General features: G+C 71.1%; 22 protein-coding genes. 21 read left to right on the forward strand and 1 reads right to left on the reverse strand.

Annotation, left to right across the window (positions count from 1 at the left end):
• Positions 1 to 163 precede the first annotated feature (163 nt).
• The 21 genes from BN940_RS00295 to tatC all read left to right on the forward strand — a co-directional run bounded on the left by BN940_RS00295 (position 164) and on the right by tatC (position 15,442).
• On the forward strand, positions 164 to 985 hold the full coding sequence (locus BN940_RS00295; protein ID WP_043678864.1) for an ABC transporter ATP-binding protein: 822 nt from the start codon (positions 164 to 166) through the stop codon (positions 983 to 985).
• Positions 982 to 1,770, forward strand: coding sequence for a lipid asymmetry maintenance ABC transporter permease subunit MlaE (gene mlaE / locus BN940_RS00300; RefSeq protein ID WP_043678867.1), 789 nt, complete (start codon positions 982 to 984; stop codon positions 1,768 to 1,770). The genes BN940_RS00295 and mlaE overlap by 4 nt, the downstream gene beginning before the upstream one ends.
• A gap of 39 nt (positions 1,771 to 1,809) precedes the next feature.
• Positions 1,810 to 2,337: an outer membrane lipid asymmetry maintenance protein MlaD gene (mlaD, locus tag BN940_RS00305; RefSeq protein ID WP_043685348.1), complete on the forward strand. Its 528-nt coding sequence runs from the start codon at positions 1,810 to 1,812 to the stop codon at positions 2,335 to 2,337.
• A gap of 157 nt (positions 2,338 to 2,494) precedes the next feature.
• Entirely contained in the window at positions 2,495 to 3,334 is an 840-nt protein-coding gene (locus BN940_RS00310; protein WP_084330426.1) for an MlaA family lipoprotein, read from the forward strand.
• A gap of 79 nt (positions 3,335 to 3,413) precedes the next feature.
• Positions 3,414 to 4,061, forward strand: a complete 648-nt coding sequence (locus BN940_RS00315) for an MlaC/ttg2D family ABC transporter substrate-binding protein (protein ID WP_043678870.1) — start codon at positions 3,414 to 3,416, stop codon at positions 4,059 to 4,061.
• A gap of 114 nt (positions 4,062 to 4,175) precedes the next feature.
• The gene (locus BN940_RS00320; protein WP_043678873.1) at positions 4,176 to 4,967 is read left to right on the forward strand and encodes an ABC transporter ATP-binding protein; all 792 of its coding nucleotides are present in this window, start codon (positions 4,176 to 4,178) and stop codon (positions 4,965 to 4,967) included.
• Between the two features lie 29 nt (positions 4,968 to 4,996).
• Positions 4,997 to 5,755 (forward strand): ABC transporter permease, encoded by a 759-nt coding sequence (locus BN940_RS00325; RefSeq protein WP_052356006.1) that lies wholly within the window; start codon positions 4,997 to 4,999, stop codon positions 5,753 to 5,755.
• Between the two features lie 3 nt (positions 5,756 to 5,758).
• Positions 5,759 to 6,010, forward strand: a complete 252-nt coding sequence (locus tag BN940_RS00330; protein WP_043678875.1) for a BolA family protein — start codon at positions 5,759 to 5,761, stop codon at positions 6,008 to 6,010.
• Positions 6,003 to 7,256 carry a UDP-N-acetylglucosamine 1-carboxyvinyltransferase gene (gene murA / locus BN940_RS00335; RefSeq protein WP_043678877.1) on the forward strand — a complete coding sequence of 418 codons (1,254 nt, stop codon included), beginning with the start codon at positions 6,003 to 6,005 and terminating at the stop codon, positions 7,254 to 7,256. The genes BN940_RS00330 and murA overlap by 8 nt, the downstream gene beginning before the upstream one ends.
• Positions 7,257 to 7,286: 30 nt before the next feature.
• On the forward strand, positions 7,287 to 7,952 hold the full coding sequence (gene hisG / locus BN940_RS00340; protein WP_043678880.1) for an ATP phosphoribosyltransferase: 666 nt from the start codon (positions 7,287 to 7,289) through the stop codon (positions 7,950 to 7,952).
• Positions 7,953 to 8,115: 163 nt separating this feature from the next.
• The gene (gene hisD, locus BN940_RS00345) at positions 8,116 to 9,423 is read left to right on the forward strand and encodes a histidinol dehydrogenase (RefSeq protein ID WP_043678883.1); all 1,308 of its coding nucleotides are present in this window, start codon (positions 8,116 to 8,118) and stop codon (positions 9,421 to 9,423) included.
• A gap of 62 nt (positions 9,424 to 9,485) precedes the next feature.
• Positions 9,486 to 10,073: an imidazoleglycerol-phosphate dehydratase HisB gene (gene hisB, locus BN940_RS00350; RefSeq protein WP_043678886.1), complete on the forward strand. Its 588-nt coding sequence runs from the start codon at positions 9,486 to 9,488 to the stop codon at positions 10,071 to 10,073.
• Between the two features lie 73 nt (positions 10,074 to 10,146).
• Positions 10,147 to 10,791 (forward strand): imidazole glycerol phosphate synthase subunit HisH, encoded by a 645-nt coding sequence (gene hisH, locus BN940_RS00355; protein ID WP_043678889.1) that lies wholly within the window; start codon positions 10,147 to 10,149, stop codon positions 10,789 to 10,791.
• 49 nt (positions 10,792 to 10,840) lie between these two features.
• Positions 10,841 to 11,620, forward strand: a complete 780-nt coding sequence (hisA, locus tag BN940_RS00360; RefSeq protein ID WP_052355495.1) for a 1-(5-phosphoribosyl)-5-[(5-phosphoribosylamino)methylideneamino]imidazole-4-carboxamide isomerase — start codon at positions 10,841 to 10,843, stop codon at positions 11,618 to 11,620.
• Positions 11,617 to 12,468, forward strand: coding sequence for an imidazole glycerol phosphate synthase subunit HisF (gene hisF / locus BN940_RS00365; protein WP_043678892.1), 852 nt, complete (start codon positions 11,617 to 11,619; stop codon positions 12,466 to 12,468). The genes hisA and hisF overlap by 4 nt, the downstream gene beginning before the upstream one ends.
• Positions 12,465 to 12,926, forward strand: a complete 462-nt coding sequence (gene hisI, locus BN940_RS00370; protein ID WP_052355496.1) for a phosphoribosyl-AMP cyclohydrolase — start codon at positions 12,465 to 12,467, stop codon at positions 12,924 to 12,926. Before hisF ends, hisI begins: the two co-directional genes overlap by 4 nt.
• 66 nt (positions 12,927 to 12,992) lie before the next feature.
• Positions 12,993 to 13,337 (forward strand): phosphoribosyl-ATP diphosphatase, encoded by a 345-nt coding sequence (locus tag BN940_RS00375; protein ID WP_043678895.1) that lies wholly within the window; start codon positions 12,993 to 12,995, stop codon positions 13,335 to 13,337.
• A gap of 174 nt (positions 13,338 to 13,511) precedes the next feature.
• A complete protein-coding gene (locus tag BN940_RS00380; protein ID WP_043678898.1) occupies positions 13,512 to 13,880 on the forward strand; it encodes a histidine triad nucleotide-binding protein in 369 nt (122 codons plus the stop codon).
• 9 nt (positions 13,881 to 13,889) lie between these two features.
• On the forward strand, positions 13,890 to 14,120 hold the full coding sequence (gene tatA, locus BN940_RS00385) for a Sec-independent protein translocase subunit TatA (RefSeq protein ID WP_043678901.1): 231 nt from the start codon (positions 13,890 to 13,892) through the stop codon (positions 14,118 to 14,120).
• Between the two features lie 24 nt (positions 14,121 to 14,144).
• A complete protein-coding gene (gene tatB, locus BN940_RS00390; protein ID WP_043678904.1) occupies positions 14,145 to 14,621 on the forward strand; it encodes a Sec-independent protein translocase protein TatB in 477 nt (158 codons plus the stop codon).
• An 8-nt stretch (positions 14,622 to 14,629) separates the two neighbouring features.
• Positions 14,630 to 15,442 carry a twin-arginine translocase subunit TatC gene (gene tatC, locus BN940_RS00395; RefSeq protein ID WP_043678907.1) on the forward strand — a complete coding sequence of 271 codons (813 nt, stop codon included), beginning with the start codon at positions 14,630 to 14,632 and terminating at the stop codon, positions 15,440 to 15,442.
• Between the two features lie 20 nt (positions 15,443 to 15,462).
• Here tatC and dsbD read toward each other — a convergent pair whose 3' ends face one another.
• Positions 15,463 to 17,724 (reverse strand): protein-disulfide reductase DsbD, encoded by a 2,262-nt coding sequence (dsbD, locus tag BN940_RS00400; protein ID WP_052355497.1) that lies wholly within the window; start codon positions 17,722 to 17,724, stop codon positions 15,463 to 15,465.
• Between the last annotated feature and the right edge of the window lie 13 nt (positions 17,725 to 17,737).

Raw genomic sequence — 17,737 nt, forward strand, 5'->3', positions numbered from 1 at the left:
CGCCGCCCCCGCCCGGACGGACCCGCGAAGGACGGACCCGCGGGGCGCGGGCGTGCCGTGACGGATTTGCGGAGGGACGGACGAACCTGCCGGGACGCCGGGAGATGTGCGCGGCGGCAAGCCGGGTACAATCCATACGACAGACAGGCGTCCGCCCCTTCCCATGACCGACACCCCCTCCGATCCCCTTGTCACCTTCGATGACGTCTCGCTCGGCTACGGCGAGTTCACCGTGCTGCGCGGCATCGACCTGCGGGCCATGCGGGGCCAGGTGGTGGCCATGATGGGCGGCTCGGGCTCGGGCAAGACCACGCTGCTGCGGGCCATGACCGGCCAGCTGCGGGCGCAGGCCGGGCGGATCCGCGTGTTCGGCCAAGACATGGCCAGCCTGGAAGGCGAGCCGCTGCGCGCCGTGCGCCAGCGCATGGGCGTGCTGTTCCAGAGCGGCGCCCTGTTCACCGACCTGAACGTCTTCGAGAACGTGGCCTTCCCGCTGCGCGAGCACACCCGCATCTCCGAGCAGCAGATCCTGGAACGGGTGCTGGACAAGCTCCAGGCCGTCGGCCTGCGGCACGCCGCGCATCTGCGGATCTCGGAAATCTCCGGCGGCATGGCGCGGCGCGTGGCCCTGGCGCGCGCCATCGTGCTGGAACCCGAACTCATCCTCTACGACGAGCCCTTCGCCGGGCTGGATCCGATTTCCCTGGGGATCACGGCGCAGCTGATCCGCAGCCTGACGGACCAGCTCGACTGCGCCTCGATCCTGATCACGCACGACGTCGCCAAATCCTTCGCGATCGTGGACCGGGTCTACCTCATCGGCCAGGGCCGGCTGATCGCCCAGGGCACGCCGGCGGAACTGTCGGCCTCGCAGGACGAATACCTGCAGCAGTTCCTGGAAGGCCGGCCCGACGGCCCGATCGGCTTCCACTATCCCCTGACGCCGGCCTTTGAACGCTGGTTCGCCGCCCGGAGGGGTTCATGAGCGTTCTCGCAAGCCGCATCGCCGCGCTGGGGCATGGCTTCATGACCATGATCACCGGCCTGGGCGCCTTCGCCCGCCTGTTCGCGGCCATCCTGGCGCGCAGCGGCGTGGTGCTGCGCCGCCCGCGCCTGACCGCCCAGCAGGTCCACTTCATCGGCAACCATTCCCTGCTGATCATCGGCGTCTCGGGCCTGTTCGTGGGCTTCGTGCTCGGCCTGCAGGGCTACTACACGCTGAACCGCTACGGCTCGGAAGAAGCCCTGGGCCTGCTGGTGGCCCTGTCGCTGACGCGCGAACTGGGGCCGGTGGTCACGGCGCTGCTGTTCGCCGGGCGGGCCGGCACGTCGCTGACGGCCGAGATCGGCCTGATGAAGGCCGGCGAGCAGATCGCCGCCATGGAAGTCATGGCCGTGGACCCGATCCGCCGGGTCCTGGCGCCGCGCTTCTGGGGCGGGGTGATCGCCATGCCGGTCCTGGCGGCGGTCTTTTCCATGGTCGGCATCCTGGGCGGCTGGTTCGTGGGCGTGATGCTGATCGGCATCGATCCGGGCGCCTTCTGGTCGCAGATGCAGGACGGGGTGGACGTCATCGACGACGTGCTCAACGGCGTCATCAAGAGCCTGGTCTTCGGCGTCGTCGTGACCCTGATCGCCCTCTACCAGGGCTGGACGGCGCGCGCCACCCCCGAAGGCGTCTCGCGCGCCACCACCCGTACCGTGGTCAGCGGCGCGCTGGCGGTGCTGGGACTGGATTTCCTGCTGACGGCGCTGATGTTCGCCCACTAGAACCCGTTGTTCGCCAACCGAAACCTGCGGAACGAATTCATGACACGCGAAAAAACCGATTTCTGGGTAGGCCTGTTCATCCTGCTGGGCCTGGTCGCCCTGGCGTTCCTGGCGCTGCGCGCCGGCAACATGAGCTCCTTTTCCTTCGCCCCCACCTACCAGGTGCACGCCCATTTCGACAACGTCGGCGGGCTGAAGGTCCGCGCGCCGGTGAAGAGCAGCGGCGTGGTGGTCGGGCGGGTCGCGCAGATCGGCTTCGACAACCAGCGCTTCCAGGCCACGGTCACGCTGTCGCTGGAACAGCCCTACGCCTTCCCCAAGGACTCCTCGGCCTCGATCCTGACCTCGGGCCTGCTGGGCGAGCAGTACATCGGCCTGACCCCGGGGGGCGACGACCAGAACCTGGCCGACGGCGGCACGATCGAATTCACCCAGTCCGCGGTGGTGCTGGAGGACCTGATCAGCAAGTTCCTGTACAGCTCGGCCGAAAAGGAAGGCTCGACGGCGAAAGGCCCGACGGCCGGCCCGGACGCCGCAGGCGCGGCCGCGCCGGCCCCCGCCCGTTGACCGGCTTCCTTTACACTTACAATACGCCTTTACACACCCTACGCGGCATCCGTACGCGGCGCTTTCGCACCGTACCGTTGCGCATCCGTTCCGCATCACGCCGAAAAACCCCGCGGCACGTCCACGCCGCCCCGATCCCGATTCCACGAGACACGACATGAACCCCTCCGCCCCGACGCCGGCCGCGCCCCACTTCCGCCGTCCGACGGCCCGCGCGGGTCTGGCCCTGGCGGCGGCCGCCCTGATGGCCGGCTGCGCCCAGGTGCCCAATCCCTCGCCCAACGACCCCTGGGAATCCTACAACCGCGGCATGTACCGGTTCAACGACACGGTGGACCGCGCCGTGCTCAAGCCCATCGCCACGGGCTACGAGACCGTCACCCCGCGGCCGGTGCGCACCTGCATCCACAACATCTTCGGCAACCTGGCCGACGTGTGGTCGGGCGTCAACAGCCTGCTGCAGGGGCGCGGCCGCGATTTCGTGGACACGTTCGGCCGGGTGCTGTTCAATTCCACCGCGGGCCTGGGCGGCTGCATCGACGTCGCTTCGATGCACGGAGCGCGCAGGATCCCCAACGACCTCGGCATGACGCTGGGCGTCTGGGGCCTGGGCCAGGGGCCGTACTTCGTGATGCCTTTCCTCGGCCCCAGCACGGTGCGCGACAGCGCGGCCTTCGCCGCGTCCCTGGCTTCGCCGGTCTCGCCCACCAGCGCGGTGTTCGCCATCGACAACGTGCCGGTGCGCAATTCGCTGCTGGGCCTGTACATCGTGGACACGCGCGCCAGCCTGCTGGAAGCCGACCGCCTGGTGGACCAGATCGCGCTCGACAAGTACAGCTTCATCCGCGACGCCTACCTGCAGCGCCGCAAGGCCATGCTGGACAGCCGCCAGCAGGGCGGCCGCGCCTCCACCGAGGAGTCCCTGGAACACGTGCCGGCACCCGCCGACCAGGGCCTGCCGGTCTACGAGGATCCGGACGCAACACCCGCGCAATGAAACCGCTCGCCCGGGGCCGCGTCCGGCCCGGGCACCGAACCGTCCGCCCCGCCCGGGCGGACGCCACACGGAGACGACGATGAATTTTCCTTCTTTCCTGCACGTCCTGCGCCGGGCGGGCGGCCTGTGCCTGCTGGGCGCCGCGCTGGCCCTGTCCGCCGCATCCGCCGGCGCGGCCGAGCGCATCCCCGACCCCAAGGCCGCGCCGAACGACTTCCTCGAAGCCGTGGCGAACAACATGCTGGACGCGGTGAAGGCCGACCCGCAGGCGCTGCGCGGCGAGCCGACCCACATCGCGGCCCTGGTGCGCCGCTACGCGCTGCCGTACGTGGACATGAACAAGACCACCCGCCTGGCGGCCGGACGCTACTGGCGCCAGGCCTCGGCGGCCCAGCAGCAGTCGCTGGTGCAGGCGTTCACGGGAACGCTGATCCGCACCTACAGCGGGGCGTTCACGCGGGTGACCGCGGGCACGACGATCTCGGTGCTGCCGTTCCGCGGCGACCCGAAGGCCGACGACGCGGTGGTGCGCACGACGATCTCGCAGCCGAACAGCCCGGCGATCGGGGTGGACTACCGGCTGGAACGCACGGACGCGGGCTGGAAGGTCTACGACCTGAACGTCGAAGGCATCTGGCTGATCCAGAACTACCGCAACCAGTTCGCCGCCGAAATCGGCAGCAACGGGATCGACGGGCTGATCAAGGCGCTGAACGCGAAGCAGTGATTGCTTTCTAAACACGCCCGCACGCGGACATGAAGGGCAGGGCCGCGCCAGTCCAATCCCCCCGACCGCTTATAATGTCCGATGGCGCCCACTTCAGTGGCGCATCGCCCGCTCATGCCCGCTCTCGATCTGCAACACGTCTCCAAAATCTACGCCCCGCGCCAGCGATCCTGGCGCGACCGCCTGAGCGGCCGCCCCGCGCCCGAGGGCTTCCAGGCCCTGCGCGACGTCAGCCTGACGGTCGAGCACGGCGAATTCTTCGGCCTGCTGGGCCCCAACGGCGCGGGCAAGACCTCGCTGATCTCCATCCTGGCCGGGCTGTCCCGCGCCACCGAGGGCAGCGCGCGGGTCTGCGGCTACGACGTGGTGAGCGACTTCCGCCGCGCGCGCCAGTCGCTGGGCGTCGTGCCCCAGGAAATCGTCTACGACCCCTTCTTCACCGTGCGCGAGACGCTGCGGCTGCAGTCGGGGTATTTCGGCCTGCGCGACAACGACGACTGGATCGACGAGATCCTGGACAACCTGGGGCTGCTGGACAAGGCCGAGGCCAACATGCGCGAGCTCTCGGGCGGGATGAAGCGCCGCGTGCTGGTGGCGCAGGCCCTGGTGCACCGCCCGCCCGTGATCATCCTGGACGAGCCCACCGCCGGGGTGGACGTGGACCTGCGGCGCACGCTGTGGGACTTCATCACGCGCCTGAACCAGGCCGGCCACACGATCCTGCTCACCACCCACTACCTGGAAGAAGCCGAATCCCTGTGCGGGCGCGTGGCGATGCTGAAATCCGGCCAGATCGTGGCGCTGGACACCACCCAGGCCCTGATGGCGCGGGTCGGCGGCGCCGACCTGGAAGACGCCTTCGTGCGCATCATGCACGACGATTCCGTGCTGGAGGCCGAGCTGTGATCCGCCCCGTCTCCCAGACCCGCCCCGAGATGGGTTCGGGCTTCCCGACCCTGCTGCACAAGGAGCTGATGCGCTTCTGGAAGGTCGGCCTGCAGACCATCGCCGCCCCGGTGGTGACGGCGCTGCTGTACCTGCTGATCTTCTCCCACGTGCTGGAGGACCGCGTGCAGGTGTACGGCACGATCTCCTACACCGCCTTCCTCATCCCCGGGCTGATGATGATGAGCATGCTGCAGAACAGCTTCGCCAATCCGTCCTCGTCCCTGATCCAGAGCCGCATCACCGGCAACCTGATCTTCGTGCTGCTGCCGCCCTTCTCCCACCGCCAGATCTTCGCCGCCTACATCCTGGCGGCGGTGGCGCGCGGCCTGTCCGTGGGCGCCTGTGTCTGGCTGGTGGCGCTGTTCTTCGTGCGCCTGCCGGTCGCGGCGCCGCTGTGGCTGCTGGCCTTCGCGGTGCTGTCCTGCTGGATCCTGGGCGTGCTGGGGCTGGTCGCGGGCCTCTGGTCGGAAAAATTCGACCAGCTGGCGGCCTTCCAGAACTTCCTGATCGTGCCCGCCACCTTCCTGTCGGGCGTGTTCTACTCGATCCACAGCCTGCCGCCCTTCTGGCAGGCCGTCTCGCGCTGGAATCCGGTGTTCTACATGATCGACGGCTTCCGCTACGGATTCTTCGCGGCGTCCGACGTTTCCCCCTGGCGCGGCCTGGCCATCGTGCTGGCCGTCGCCGTGGCCCTGAGCCTGTTCGCCCTGCGCCTGCTGGCGCGCGGCTACAAACTACGGAGCTGACCCATGTCTCCCACCCCCGACCACGTCCGCCAGTACATCGCCGACAACCTCCCCTGCGAGCACCTCGAAGTCTACGGCGACGGCGCCCACTTCGAGGCCCTGATCGTCAGCCCCGTCTTCGAGGGCAAGCGCACGCTGGCGCGCCACCAGGCGGTCTACCAGGCGCTGGGCGAACGCATGCGCGCGGAAATCCACGCCCTGTCGATGCGCACCCTCACGCCCGCCGAATACGAGGCCGCCAAGAGCAATGGATAAGCTGCTGATCCAGGGCGGCCGCCCGCTGCGGGGCGAAGTCTCCATCTCGGGCGCCAAGAACGCCGCCCTGCCGATCCTCTGCGCATCGCTGCTGACCGCCGAGCCGCTGGAACTGGACAACGTCCCGGTGCTGCGCGACATCGGCACCACCCTGACCCTGCTGCAGCGCATGGGCGTGCGCGCGGAGCGCGGCGACGAGACCCGCGTCACCCTCCAGGCCGACCAGGTGTCCAGCCAGGAGGCTCCCTACGAGCTGGTCAAGACCATGCGGGCGTCCATCCTGGTGCTGGGACCGCTGGTGGCGCGCTTCGGCCGCGCGCGGGTCAGCCTGCCGGGCGGCTGCGCCATCGGCCAGCGGCCGGTGGACCAGCACATCAAGGGCCTGGCCGCCATGGGCGCGCGCATCCGCATCGAGCACGGCTTCGTCGTGGCCGAGGCCGAACGCCTGCGCGGCGCCAGCATCCTGACCGACATGGTCACCGTGACGGGCACGGAAAACCTGCTGATGGCCGCCGCCCTGGCCGAAGGCCGCACCGTGCTGGAAAACGCCGCCTGCGAGCCGGAAGTCGTCGATCTGGCGAAAGTCCTGATCGCCATGGGCGCGCACATCGAGGGCCACGGCACCGACCGCATCGTCATCGAAGGCGTGGAACGCCTGCACGGCGCCGTCCACCGCATCGTGCCCGACCGCATCGAGGCCGGCACCTTCCTGTGCGCCGTGGCGGCCACGGGCGGCGACATCACCCTGCGCCACGCGGCGCCCGAGACGCTGGGCGCGGTGCTGGACAAGCTGCGCGACGCCGGGCTGGAACTCACCACCGGGCCGGACTGGATCCGCGCCCGCATGGCCGGCCGGCCGCGCGCGACGGGCTTCCGCACCAGCGAATACCCGGGCTTCCCGACCGACATGCAGGCCCAGCTGATGGCCCTGAACACCCTGGCCGAAGGCACCGCCGTCATCACCGAGAACATCTTCGAGAACCGCTACATGCACGTGCAGGAGCTGGGCCGCATGGGCGCGGACATCGAGATCGACGGCCACACCGCCGTGGTCCAGGGCGTCGAGCAGCTGCTCGGGGCCACCGTCATGGCCACCGACCTGCGCGCCTCGGCCAGCCTGGTGATCGCCGGCCTGGCCGCGCGGGGCCAGACGACGGTGGAACGCATCTACCACCTGGACCGCGGCTACGAACGCATGGAACGCAAGCTCCAGGCGCTGGGCGCGGACATCCAGCGCATCCAATAAGCACCCAATCAATTAGGCGACAGGCTCCACATGGCCCTTCCCCCCCTCACCCTGGCCCTGTCCAAAGGCCGCATCTTTGAAGAGACCCTGCCGCTGCTGGCCGCCGCCGGCGTGGGCGTGCCGGAAAACCCGGAATCCTCGCGCAAGCTGATCCTGCCCACCGACTCGGACGCGCTGCGCATCATCATCGTGCGCGCCTCGGACGTGCCCACCTACGTCCAGTACGGCGCGGCCGACTTCGGCATCGCCGGCAAGGACGTGCTGCACGAGCACATGGCGCAGCACCCCGGCGGGCTGTACCAGCCCATCGACCTGAACATCGCCCGCTGCCGCCTGTGCGTGGCCGCGCCCGAAGGCTTCGACTACCAGGCCGCCGTGCGCCAGGGCTCGCGCCTGCGCATCGCCACCAAGTACGTGCGCGCCGCGCGCGAGCACTTCGCCGCCAAGGGCGTGCACGTGGACATCATCAAGCTCTACGGCTCGATGGAGCTGGCCCCGCTGGTGGGCCTGGCCGACGCCATCGTGGACCTGGTGTCCTCGGGCGGCACGCTGCGCGCCAACCGCCTGGTCGAGGTCGAGGAAATCCGCCAGATCTCCTCGCGCCTGATCGTCAACCAGGCCGCGCTCAAGATGAAGGGCGAGCGCCTGCAGCCCTTCCTGGACGCCTTCGGCCGGGCCTCGTCCGCGATGGCCTGAAGGCCGCCGGGGCCCGCGCCGCCGCCGCCCGCGGCCGCCGTCCGCTCGGACGGCGGGAATTCCGGCTAAGATAGACCCGTCGCGGCCGCCGCGAACGGCCCGCGCGCGGCGCGGCCGCGCGCCGCCCCGCTTTCCGCCCCCCGATTCCGACCCGATTTCCATCATGTCCCTGATTCACCGCCTGGATGCCCGTTCCCCCGAGTTCGACGCGGCCCTGACCCGGCTGCTGGCCTACGACGCGTCCCAGGACGAGGCCATCGAGACCGCCGTGCGCGACATCCTGCACGACGTGCGCACGCGCGGCGACGCGGCCATCCTGGACTACACGGCGCGCTTCGACCACGTCCGGGCCGACCGCCTGGAGGCGCTGGAAATCCCCCGCGCCGACTGGCAGGCGGCCCTGGACGGCCTGCCCGCCGACCAGCGCGCGGCGCTGGAAGCCGCCGCCGACCGCGTGCGCCGCTACCACGAGCATCAGCGCGCCGAGACCTGGACCTACACCGAACCCGACGGCACGGTGCTGGGCCAGCAGGTCACCCCGCTGGACCGCGTCGGCCTGTACGTGCCGGGCGGCAAGGCCGCCTACCCGTCGTCGGTGCTGATGAACGCCATCCCGGCCAAGGTCGCCGGCGTGTCCGAACTCATCATGGTCACGCCCACGCCCGGCGGCGCGCGCAACCCCATGGTGCTGGCCGCCGCCGCCCTGGGCGGGGCGGACCGCGTGTTCGCCATCGGCGGGGCCCAGGCCGTGGGCGGCCTGGCCTACGGCACGCGCACGCTGCCCGCCGTGGACAAGATCGTCGGGCCGGGCAACGCCTACGTCGCGGCGGCCAAGCGCCGCGTGTTCGGCACGGTGGGCATCGACATGATCGCCGGCCCCTCCGAAATCCTGATCGTGGCCGACGGCTCCACGCCGGCCGAATGGCTCGCCATCGACCTGTTCTCCCAGGCCGAGCACGACGAACTGGCCCAGGCCATCCTGCTGTGCCCGGACGGCGGCTACCTGGACGCCGTCCAGGCCGCCATCGAACGCCTGCTGCCGGCCCAGCCGCGCGCCGACATCCTGCGCGTCAGCCTGGCCAACCGCGGCGCCCTGATCCGCACCGGCAGCCTCGAACAGGCCTGTGACATCGTCAACCGCATCGCGCCGGAACACCTGGAGCTCTCCGTGCGCGATCCGCAGGCCCTGCTGCCCCTGGTGCGCCACGCCGGCGCGATCTTCCTCGGGGCCTACAGCTCCGAATCCCTGGGCGACTACTGCGCCGGGCCGAACCACGTCCTGCCCACCGCGCGCACCGCGCGCTTCTCCTCGCCGCTGGGCGTGTATGATTTCCAGAAGCGCAGCAGCCTGATCCAGGTCTCGCAGGCCGGCGCCCAGACCCTGGGCCGCATCGCCGCCACCCTGGCCACGGGCGAGGGCCTGCACGCCCACGCCGCCAGCGCCTCGCTGCGCCTGGACCCCCAGCCCTGAATCCGCCCGCGCGGCCCCGGCGGGGCCGCGCGCCTCCACTCCGAAAGACCCGCCCTTCGCCCATGCGCACCGCCACCATCGAACGCAACACCCAGGAAACCCGCATCCGCGTCAGCCTCAATCTGGACGGCACCGGTACGCGCACGCTGAACACCGGCGTGCCCTTCCTGGACCACATGCTGGACCAGATCGCCCGCCACGGCCTGTTCGACCTGGACATCCACTGTGATGGCGACACCCACATCGACGACCACCACAGCGTCGAGGACGTCGGCATCACCCTGGGCCAGGCCTTCGCCGCCGCCGCGGGCGACAAGGCCGGCCTGCGCCGCTACGGCCACGCCTACGTGCCGCTGGACGAATCCCTGTCGCGCGTGGTGGTGGACCTGTCCGGCCGCCCCGGCCTGTTCTATCACGTGGACTACGCCCGGGCGCGCATCGGCGCGTTCGACGTCGACCTGGCGCGCGAATTCTTCCAGGGCTTCGTCAACCACGCCCTGGCGACCGTGCACATCGACAACCTGCGCGGGGAAAACGCCCACCACCAGTGCGAGACCATCTTCAAGGCCTTCGGCCGGGCGCTGCGCATGGCCACCGAGGTCGATCCGCGCGCCGGCGGCGCCATCCCCTCGACCAAGGGCTCGCTGTAGAGCGCGCCGCAGCCCCGCTCCCGGCACCACAGACCCGTCGCAGACTCATAGACCGTCCCAGGACTCCCGCATCGTGACCCGCATCGCCATCGTCGACTACGGCATGGGCAACTTCCATTCCGTCGCCCGCGCCCTGCAAGCCGCCGCCCCCGACCACGACATCCGCATCGCGCGCGACGCCGGGGCGATCCACGCCGCCGACCGCGTCGTGTTCCCCGGCCAGGGCGCCATGCCCGACTGCATGCGCACGCTGGACACCTCCGGCCTGCGCGAGGCGGTGCTGCGGGCCGCGCGCGAAAAGCCGCTGCTGGGCGTGTGCGTGGGCGAGCAGATGCTGTTCGAGGCGAGCGACGAGGGCGACACCCCCGGCCTGGGCCTGTTCGCCGGGCGCGTGCGCCGCTTCCAGGGGCCGGCCTTCGATCACGCCGTCGACGGCGGCGCGCGGCTGAAAGTCCCCCACATGGGCTGGAACGCCGTCACCCAGACCCGCGCCCACCCGCTCTGGGAAGGCATCGCCCAGGACACGCCGTTCTACTTCGTCCACAGCTACTACGCCGAACCCGCCGACCCGGCGCTCACGGCCGGCATCAGCCACCACGGCCTACCGTTCTGCTGCGCCATTGCGGACGGCAATATTTTTGCCGTACAGTTCCACCCAGAAAAGAGCGCAGCTCCCGGGCTGCGGATGTACCGCAACTTCACCCGCTGGCAGCCCTGACACCCGGCTCCCGGCACGCCCTCTCCTTTCAGCACCGACCACGACGACCATGCTGCTCATCCCCGCCATCGACCTCAAAGACGGGCAATGCGTGCGCCTGCGCCAGGGCGACCTGGACAAGGCCACCGTGTTTTCCGAAGATCCCGCCGCCATGGCCGAACAATGGACCGCCCAGGGCGCGCGCCGTCTGCACCTGGTGGACCTGAACGGCGCCGTGGCCGGCAAGCCGCGCAACCGCGCCGCCATCCAGGCCATCGTGGACGCCGTCGACGATGCCATCCCGGTGCAGATCGGCGGCGGCATCCGCGATCTGGACACGGTCGAATACTATCTGGACAACGGCATCTCCTACGTCATCATCGGCACCGCGGCGGTCAAGGACCCGGGCTTCCTGAGCGACGCCTGCTCGGCCTTCCCCGGCCACATCATCGTCGGCCTGGACGCGCGCGACGGCAAGATCGCCACCGACGGCTGGTCCAAGCTGACGCGCCACGACGTGCTCGACCTGGCGCGGAAATTCGAGGACTACGGCTGCGAGTCCATCATCTACACCGACATCGGCCGCGACGGCATGCTCTCGGGCGTCAACATCGAAGCCACGGTGCGCCTGGCGCAGCACGTGCGCATCCCGGTCATCGCCTCGGGCGGCGTCGCCTCGCTGGAGGACATCCGCGCGCTGTGCGGCGTGGCCCACGAAGGCGTCGAGGGCGCCATCCTGGGCCGCAGCCTGTACGAGGGCACCCTGGATTTCGCCGCCGCGCAAAGCCTCGCCGACGAACTGCTCGGCTCGCCGGCCGGGGAATCCGGCGGCCAGGACGCCGGCGCATGAACGCCACCGCCTCCCCGGCCGCCCCCGCCGCGGCCGACCGCCCGGGCTACTCGGGCCTGTGCCGCCGCATCATCCCCTGCCTGGACGTCAACGCCGGGCGCGTGGTCAAGGGCGTGAACTTCGTCAACCTGACCGACGCGGGCGACCCGGTGGAAATCGCCCGGCGCTACGACGAGCAGGGCGCCGACGAGCTCACCTTCCTCGACATCACCGCCACCTCCGATGACCGCGGCCTGATCCTGCCCATCATCGAAGCCGTGGCGCGCCAGGTCTTCATCCCCCTGACGGTGGGCGGCGGCGTGCGCCAGGTGGCCGACGTGCAGCGCCTGCTGGACGCGGGCGCCGACAAGGTCTCGATCAACAGCGCGGCGGTCGCCCGTCCCGAACTCGTGGCCGAGGCCGCCCGCCACCACGGCTCGCAATGCATCGTCGTGGCGCTCGACGCCCGCCGCGTCTCCGGCGCGGACGAGCTCCCGCGCTGGGAAATCTTCACCCACGGCGGCCGCCGCGCCACGGGGCTGGACGCCGTGCAATGGGCGCGCCGCATGGCCGACCTGGGCGCCGGCGAACTGCTGCTCACCAGCATGGACCGCGACGGCACCAAGTCCGGCTTCGACCTGGAACTGACCCGCACGGTCTCGGACGCCGTGCCGGTGCCGGTGATCGCCTCGGGCGGCGTGGGCACGCTGCAGCACCTGGCCGACGGCGTCACCCTGGGCCACGCCAGCGCCGTGCTGGCGGCCAGCATCTTCCACTTCGGCCAGCACACCCTGGCCGAGGCCAAGGCCTTCCTCGCCGCCCAGGGCATCCCGGTGCGCGCCGCCGCTGCCGCGCAGGCGCCCGCATGACGGCGCCCGCGCAGCCCGCGTCCGGCGCGGCCGAAGACTGGCTGGCGGCCCTGCGCTTCGACGACCAGGGCCTGATCCCCGCCATCGCCCAGGATGCGAAGACCGGCACCGTGCTGATGATGGCCTGGATGAACGCCGACGCCGTCCGCGAGACCGTGCGCACCGGCCGCGCCGTGTACTACTCGCGCTCGCGCGCGCGCCTCTGGCGCAAGGGCGAGGAATCGGGCCACGTCCAGCAGGTCCACGACATCCGCCTGGACTGCGATGGCGACGTGCTGCTGCTCAAGATCACCCAGATCGGCGGCATCGCCTGCCACACCGGACGCGAGCGCTGCTTCTACCGCAGCCTGGACCTGGACGGCGGCGCGCCGGCCTGGACCGTCCAGGACCCGGTGCTGAAAGACCCCGACACCATCTACGGCCACTCCCACGCCCATCCCCACCCGGGCGGCCACTGAGCGCACGCCGGACACGCCGGGCCGGCTCCCACGGCCCGGCCTTCCTTCGATCACGGATCCCTCCACATGACGACTCCCTCCACCGCCGACACCCTGGCCCGGCTGGCCGACACCCTGGCGACGCGCCGGCCCGACCGCGGCGGCGACCCGCAGACGTCCTACACCGCCAAGCTGCTCGCGCGCGGCCCGGACGCCTTCCTGAAAAAGATCGGCGAGGAAGCCACCGAGCTGGTCATGGCCGCCAAGGACGGCACGCGCGAGCGCATCGTCGCCGAGACCGCCGACCTGTGGTATCACTGCCTGGTCGCCCTGACGCACTTCGACCTGCGCCCCGAGGACGTGCTGGCCGAACTGGCCCGCCGCGAAGGCCTGTCCGGGCTGGAGGAAAAAGCGTCCCGGCCCAGGGACTGAGTCCCGCGCGCGCCGCCCGCCCCGCGTCCCCCGGGAGCCTCCCCTCGGAGCGTCCCCTCCGGACATACCCGCACACTCCGCTCCCGCACGCGCACGGTCAAACCCGCCTGCGCGAAAATATGGCAACATATGGGACTGAACGGGCCGATGTCCGGCCCCGCCCCGTAGATCCCCATGAGCCACGATTGTCTGTTCTGTAAAATCGCACGGCACGAAATCCCCGCCCGCATTGTCCACGAAGACGACGAATTCCTCGCATTCCACGACATCAACCCGGCGGCGCCCGTGCACCTGCTGCTGATCCCCAAGCACCACCTGGCCTCGCTGGCCGACATCGGTCCCGACGATGGCGAATGGCTGGCCCGCATGCTGCGCCTGGCATCCGAGCTCGCCTTCGCCAACGGCTGCAACCCCATGCCCGCCGGCGGCTTCCGCCTGGTGGCCAATACCGGCACCGAGGGCGGCCAGGAAATCGATCACCTGCATTTCCACATCCTGGGCGGCCAACGCCCCTGGTCAAACCGCGCGGCCCCGGCCGCCTAAGGAGTTCTCATGGGTAGCTTCAGCATCTGGCACTGGCTGATCGTCCTGGTCATCGTGGCCCTGATCTTCGGCACGAAAAAACTGCGCAACATCGGCGAAGACCTCGGCGGCGCCGTCAAGGGCTTCAAGAAGGGCATGAAAGACGCCCAGGACGACTCCGCCGCCAAACCGGCCGTCACCCAGCAGACCCGGGACGACGGCACCGTGGACGTCCAGGCCCGCGAAAAGACCGACGCCTGATCGCCGCCGCGCACCGGATCCACCATGTTTGATGTCAGCTTCAGCGAACTGATGCTGATCGGCGTGATCGCGCTGATCGTCATCGGGCCCGAACGCCTGCCCAAGGTCGCCCGCACGGTCGGGCACCTGCTCGGCCGCGCCCAGCGCTACGTGAACGAGGTCAAGTCCGACATCCAGAAGGAAATGGACCTGAAGGAGATCGGCGACATCAAGCACCAGATGGAAGACGCCGCCCGTTCCGTGCAGTCGTCCATGACCTCGTCGGTGGACGAGCTCAGGGCCGCCGTCACCCAGCCCTCGCAGGCCCTCAAGGACACCCTGGACCAGGCCCGCCAGGCGCTCGACACGCGGCCCGCTTCCGCCGACGCGCCCGCGTCGGGCGCCGCCCCGGCCGAGCCCGCCGCCAGCGCGCCCGCGATTCCGGCACCGGCCGCCGAACGCAGCCCCGAGCCCGCGTCCGCGCCCCGGTCCGCGCCGGCCTCCACCGATACCAGCCACTGAAGCACGGCATGACAGACGCTTCCGACGCCTCGTCCCAGGACACCTTCATCTCGCACCTGATCGAACTGCGCACGCGCCTGCTGCGGGCCGTGATGGCCGTGCTGGCCATTTTCGTGGTGCTGTTCATCTATCCGGGCCCGTCGCTGATCTACGACATCCTGGCCCAGCCCATGCTGGCCTCGCTGCCCCAGGGCACGCGCATGATCGCCACCGGCGTCATCACGCCCTTCATGGTGCCGATCAAGGTCACCCTGCTGGCGTCCTTCGTGCTGGCCCTGCCGGTGGTCCTGTACCAGGCCTGGGCCTTCGTCGCCCCGGGCCTGTACCGCCACGAACAGCGCCTGGCGCTGCCCCTGATCATCTCCAGCACCCTGCTGTTCCTGCTGGGCATGGCGTTCTGCTATTTCGTGGTCTTCCACACGGTCTTCAGCTTCATCGCCCACTTCGCGCCGCAGTCCATCACCCCGGCGCCGGACATCGAGGCCTACGTCAATTTCGTGCTGACCATGTTCATCGCCTTCGGCGTCACCTTCGAGGTCCCGATCGCGGTCGTCCTGCTGGTCAAGACCGGCATGGTCACGGTGAAGAAACTGCGCGAGGTCCGCGGCTACGTGGTCGTCGGCGCCTTCGTCGTCGCCGCCGTGGTGACGCCGCCCGACGTCCTCAGCCAGATCCTGCTGGCCGCGCCGCTGTGCCTGCTGTACGAGATCGGCATCCTGGCCGGCGCCGCCATCGAAAAGCGCAAGCCCGCCGCGGACGAGGCCGACGAGGCCCGGGAACTGAGCCGCACGGACGAGCCCACCGGCGAATCGGGCGACTGAGCGGCGCCCGGCGGCGCGGCCTAGCCGCCCGCCAGCACCCGGTCCTGCACCTTGCGGAAAGCCTCGGCCTTCCTGAACCCCACCACCCGGGCCTCGGGAATCGGGCGCCCGCCCGCATCGAAGAACAGGATGCCCGGCGGGCCGAACAGATCGAAGCGCGCCAGCAGGGCGCGATCCTCGTCCGTCATGCGCGTGACGTCCGCCTGCAGCAGCAGCATGCGGTCCATGCGCTCGGCCACGGCCGGATCGCTGAAGGTGAATTTCTCCATCTCCAGGCAGGACACGCACCAGTCGGCGTAGAAGTCCAGCATCACGGGCCGGCCGGCGGCCGCCAGCCGGGCGTCCAGGTCCGCCACGGACGCCACGCGCGTGAAGCGGGCGCGGATCGCGGCGGGATCGGCGGCGGCCAGGGCCGCGCCGCCCGACCCGGCCACGCCGGCGGTGAAGGGCGCCAGGGGGCGCAGCATGTCGCGCCCGCCCGCCAGCAGCCCGGCGCCCTGCGCCAGCCCCCAGAGGGCCAGCATCAGGGCCAGGGCGCGCGTCAGCAGCCGCAGCGGCCCGGCCTCGCCCTTGCCCTGGGCGGCGGCCGACCAGGCCAGCAGAGCGGCCCACAGGGCCAGCAGCACCCAGCCGGCCACGTACAGGCCGTCGGCCAGCAGCGGCCGCGCCATCCACCAGGCGGTGGCCAGCAGCAGCAGGCCGAAGCCCGCCTTCAGCGGCGTCATCCAGGCGCCGGCGCGCGGCATCAGGGCGCCGGCGCCCGCGCCCACGGCGAGCAGCAGCAGGCCCTCGCCCCAGGCCAGGGCGAACAGGGCGGCGCCGCCCACCACCACGTCGCCGGTCTGCGAGATGAACAGCAGCACGCCGGCCAGCGGCGCGGCCACGCAGGGACCGACGATCAGGGCCGACAGCAGGCCCATCACGAACACGCCGCCCGCATGGCCGCCCGGCAGGCGCTGCAGGCGCGCCTGCATGGCCGACTGCAGGCCCACCGGGGCCTGCAGGGTGAAGACGTCCAGCATCGCCAGCGCGAACAGCGCCAGCAGCACGGCGAAGGTGCCCAGCACCCAGGGCGATTGCAGCCAGGCGGCCAGGCCCGCGCCCAGCAGGCCGGCCGCCACGCCCAGCGCGGTGTACACCAGGGACATGCCCAGCACGTAGATCGCCGCCAGCCCCAGGCCGCGCGCCCGGCCGACCGGCCCCCCGCCGCCGGAAATCACGGCCAGCAGGATGGGCACCATGGGCAGCACGCAGGGCGTGAGCGACAGCAGGGCGCCCAGCGCCAGGCTCAGCGCCAGGATCTGCCACAGCGGCGCCTGATGCAGCCAGGCCGCCATGCCCACGTCGCCCAGGTCCAGCCAGGATCCGCCGTCCGGCCCGGCAGCCGCGGAGGGGGCCGCGGAGGGAGCCGCGGACGAAGCCATGGACGAAGTTGCGGGCCCGCCCGGCGTCGCGGAAGGAGCCGGCGACGACGCCGGTCCCTCGGACGGAGCCGCGGGCGCGCCCGCCGGCGCCGCCCCCGCGCCGCCGCGCAAGGCCGCCGACAATCCGGTGTCCGTCCCGGGCGCTCCGCCGGGAGCGGCAGCGGCGGGCGTCTCGTCGCGCGGCGGCGGCACCCGGTCGCGGACCTGCTCGCCGACCGCGCGGTAGCCGCCGCCGTCGGCCTGCAGGACCAGGGTCTTCGTCATGGGCGGATAGCACAGGCCCTCGTCGGCGCAGCCCTGACCGGTGACGGAGACCCGCAGCGGCCCCCCGGCGCCGGGCCGCAGGGCCGTCCGCAGCGTCACGCCGCCGTGGAAGACCTCCATGTCCTTCTCGAAGGTGGGGTCGTACTTGACCCGCCCGTGCGGCAGCCGCAGGGCGTCCCCCCAGGCCGGCGCGCGGGTCTCGGCGTCCTCCGGCGTCAGGTCGGAACGCCGGAACACCAGCAGCCGTCCCTGGGCGTCCTCGATGCGCACCTCGAAGCGGTCCTGGTACATGTAATAGCCGGGCGCGATCTCCCAGTGCATGTCCAGGGTCAGGGGATCGGCCATGGCGGCGGTGTCGGCGAAGGCCTGCTCGGGCGGCAGGAAGTCGTCCGCCGCCCGGGCCGGGCCGGAGCCCATCAGCAGGCCGCACAGCGCCAGCAGCAGGATGCCCAGCAGGGCCGCCATGCGGCGCGGCAGCCCGCGCACGAAGGGAGGCGAAGCGGGACGCGGGACGGCCCTTGCGGACCGTTTCACGCCCGGCGCGGCCGGGCGGCACACGGGCCGCGGAATGGACGAGCCCGGCAGATACGACATGAACGGCTTCCTT

Origin of the sequence: Castellaniella defragrans 65Phen, from assembly GCF_000612685.1 — a bacterium.
Lineage (GTDB): Bacteria > Pseudomonadota > Gammaproteobacteria > Burkholderiales > Burkholderiaceae_B > Castellaniella > Castellaniella defragrans.

Bases quoted from the DNA above. Each gene is read 5' to 3' on its own strand.
- BN940_RS00295 (WP_043678864.1), top strand. From the start codon at position 164: ATGACCGACACCCCCTCCGATCCCCTTGTCACCTTCGATGACGTCTCG.
- mlaE (WP_043678867.1), top strand. From the start codon at position 982: ATGAGCGTTCTCGCAAGCCGCATCGCCGCGCTGGGGCATGGCTTCATG.
- mlaD (WP_043685348.1), top strand. From the start codon at position 1,810: ATGACACGCGAAAAAACCGATTTCTGGGTAGGCCTGTTCATCCTGCTG.
- BN940_RS00310 (WP_084330426.1), top strand. From the start codon at position 2,495: ATGAACCCCTCCGCCCCGACGCCGGCCGCGCCCCACTTCCGCCGTCCG.
- BN940_RS00315 (WP_043678870.1), top strand. From the start codon at position 3,414: ATGAATTTTCCTTCTTTCCTGCACGTCCTGCGCCGGGCGGGCGGCCTG.
- BN940_RS00320 (WP_043678873.1), top strand. From the start codon at position 4,176: ATGCCCGCTCTCGATCTGCAACACGTCTCCAAAATCTACGCCCCGCGC.
- BN940_RS00325 (WP_052356006.1), top strand. From the start codon at position 4,997: ATGGGTTCGGGCTTCCCGACCCTGCTGCACAAGGAGCTGATGCGCTTC.
- BN940_RS00330 (WP_043678875.1), top strand. From the start codon at position 5,759: ATGTCTCCCACCCCCGACCACGTCCGCCAGTACATCGCCGACAACCTC.
- murA (WP_043678877.1), top strand. From the start codon at position 6,003: ATGGATAAGCTGCTGATCCAGGGCGGCCGCCCGCTGCGGGGCGAAGTC.
- hisG (WP_043678880.1), top strand. From the start codon at position 7,287: ATGGCCCTTCCCCCCCTCACCCTGGCCCTGTCCAAAGGCCGCATCTTT.
- hisD (WP_043678883.1), top strand. From the start codon at position 8,116: ATGTCCCTGATTCACCGCCTGGATGCCCGTTCCCCCGAGTTCGACGCG.
- hisB (WP_043678886.1), top strand. From the start codon at position 9,486: ATGCGCACCGCCACCATCGAACGCAACACCCAGGAAACCCGCATCCGC.
- hisA (WP_052355495.1), top strand. From the start codon at position 10,841: ATGCTGCTCATCCCCGCCATCGACCTCAAAGACGGGCAATGCGTGCGC.
- hisF (WP_043678892.1), top strand. From the start codon at position 11,617: ATGAACGCCACCGCCTCCCCGGCCGCCCCCGCCGCGGCCGACCGCCCG.
- hisI (WP_052355496.1), top strand. From the start codon at position 12,465: ATGACGGCGCCCGCGCAGCCCGCGTCCGGCGCGGCCGAAGACTGGCTG.
- BN940_RS00375 (WP_043678895.1), top strand. From the start codon at position 12,993: ATGACGACTCCCTCCACCGCCGACACCCTGGCCCGGCTGGCCGACACC.
- BN940_RS00380 (WP_043678898.1), top strand. From the start codon at position 13,512: ATGAGCCACGATTGTCTGTTCTGTAAAATCGCACGGCACGAAATCCCC.
- tatA (WP_043678901.1), top strand. From the start codon at position 13,890: ATGGGTAGCTTCAGCATCTGGCACTGGCTGATCGTCCTGGTCATCGTG.
- tatB (WP_043678904.1), top strand. From the start codon at position 14,145: ATGTTTGATGTCAGCTTCAGCGAACTGATGCTGATCGGCGTGATCGCG.
- tatC (WP_043678907.1), top strand. From the start codon at position 14,630: ATGACAGACGCTTCCGACGCCTCGTCCCAGGACACCTTCATCTCGCAC.
- dsbD (WP_052355497.1), bottom strand. From the start codon at position 17,724: ATGTCGTATCTGCCGGGCTCGTCCATTCCGCGGCCCGTGTGCCGCCCG.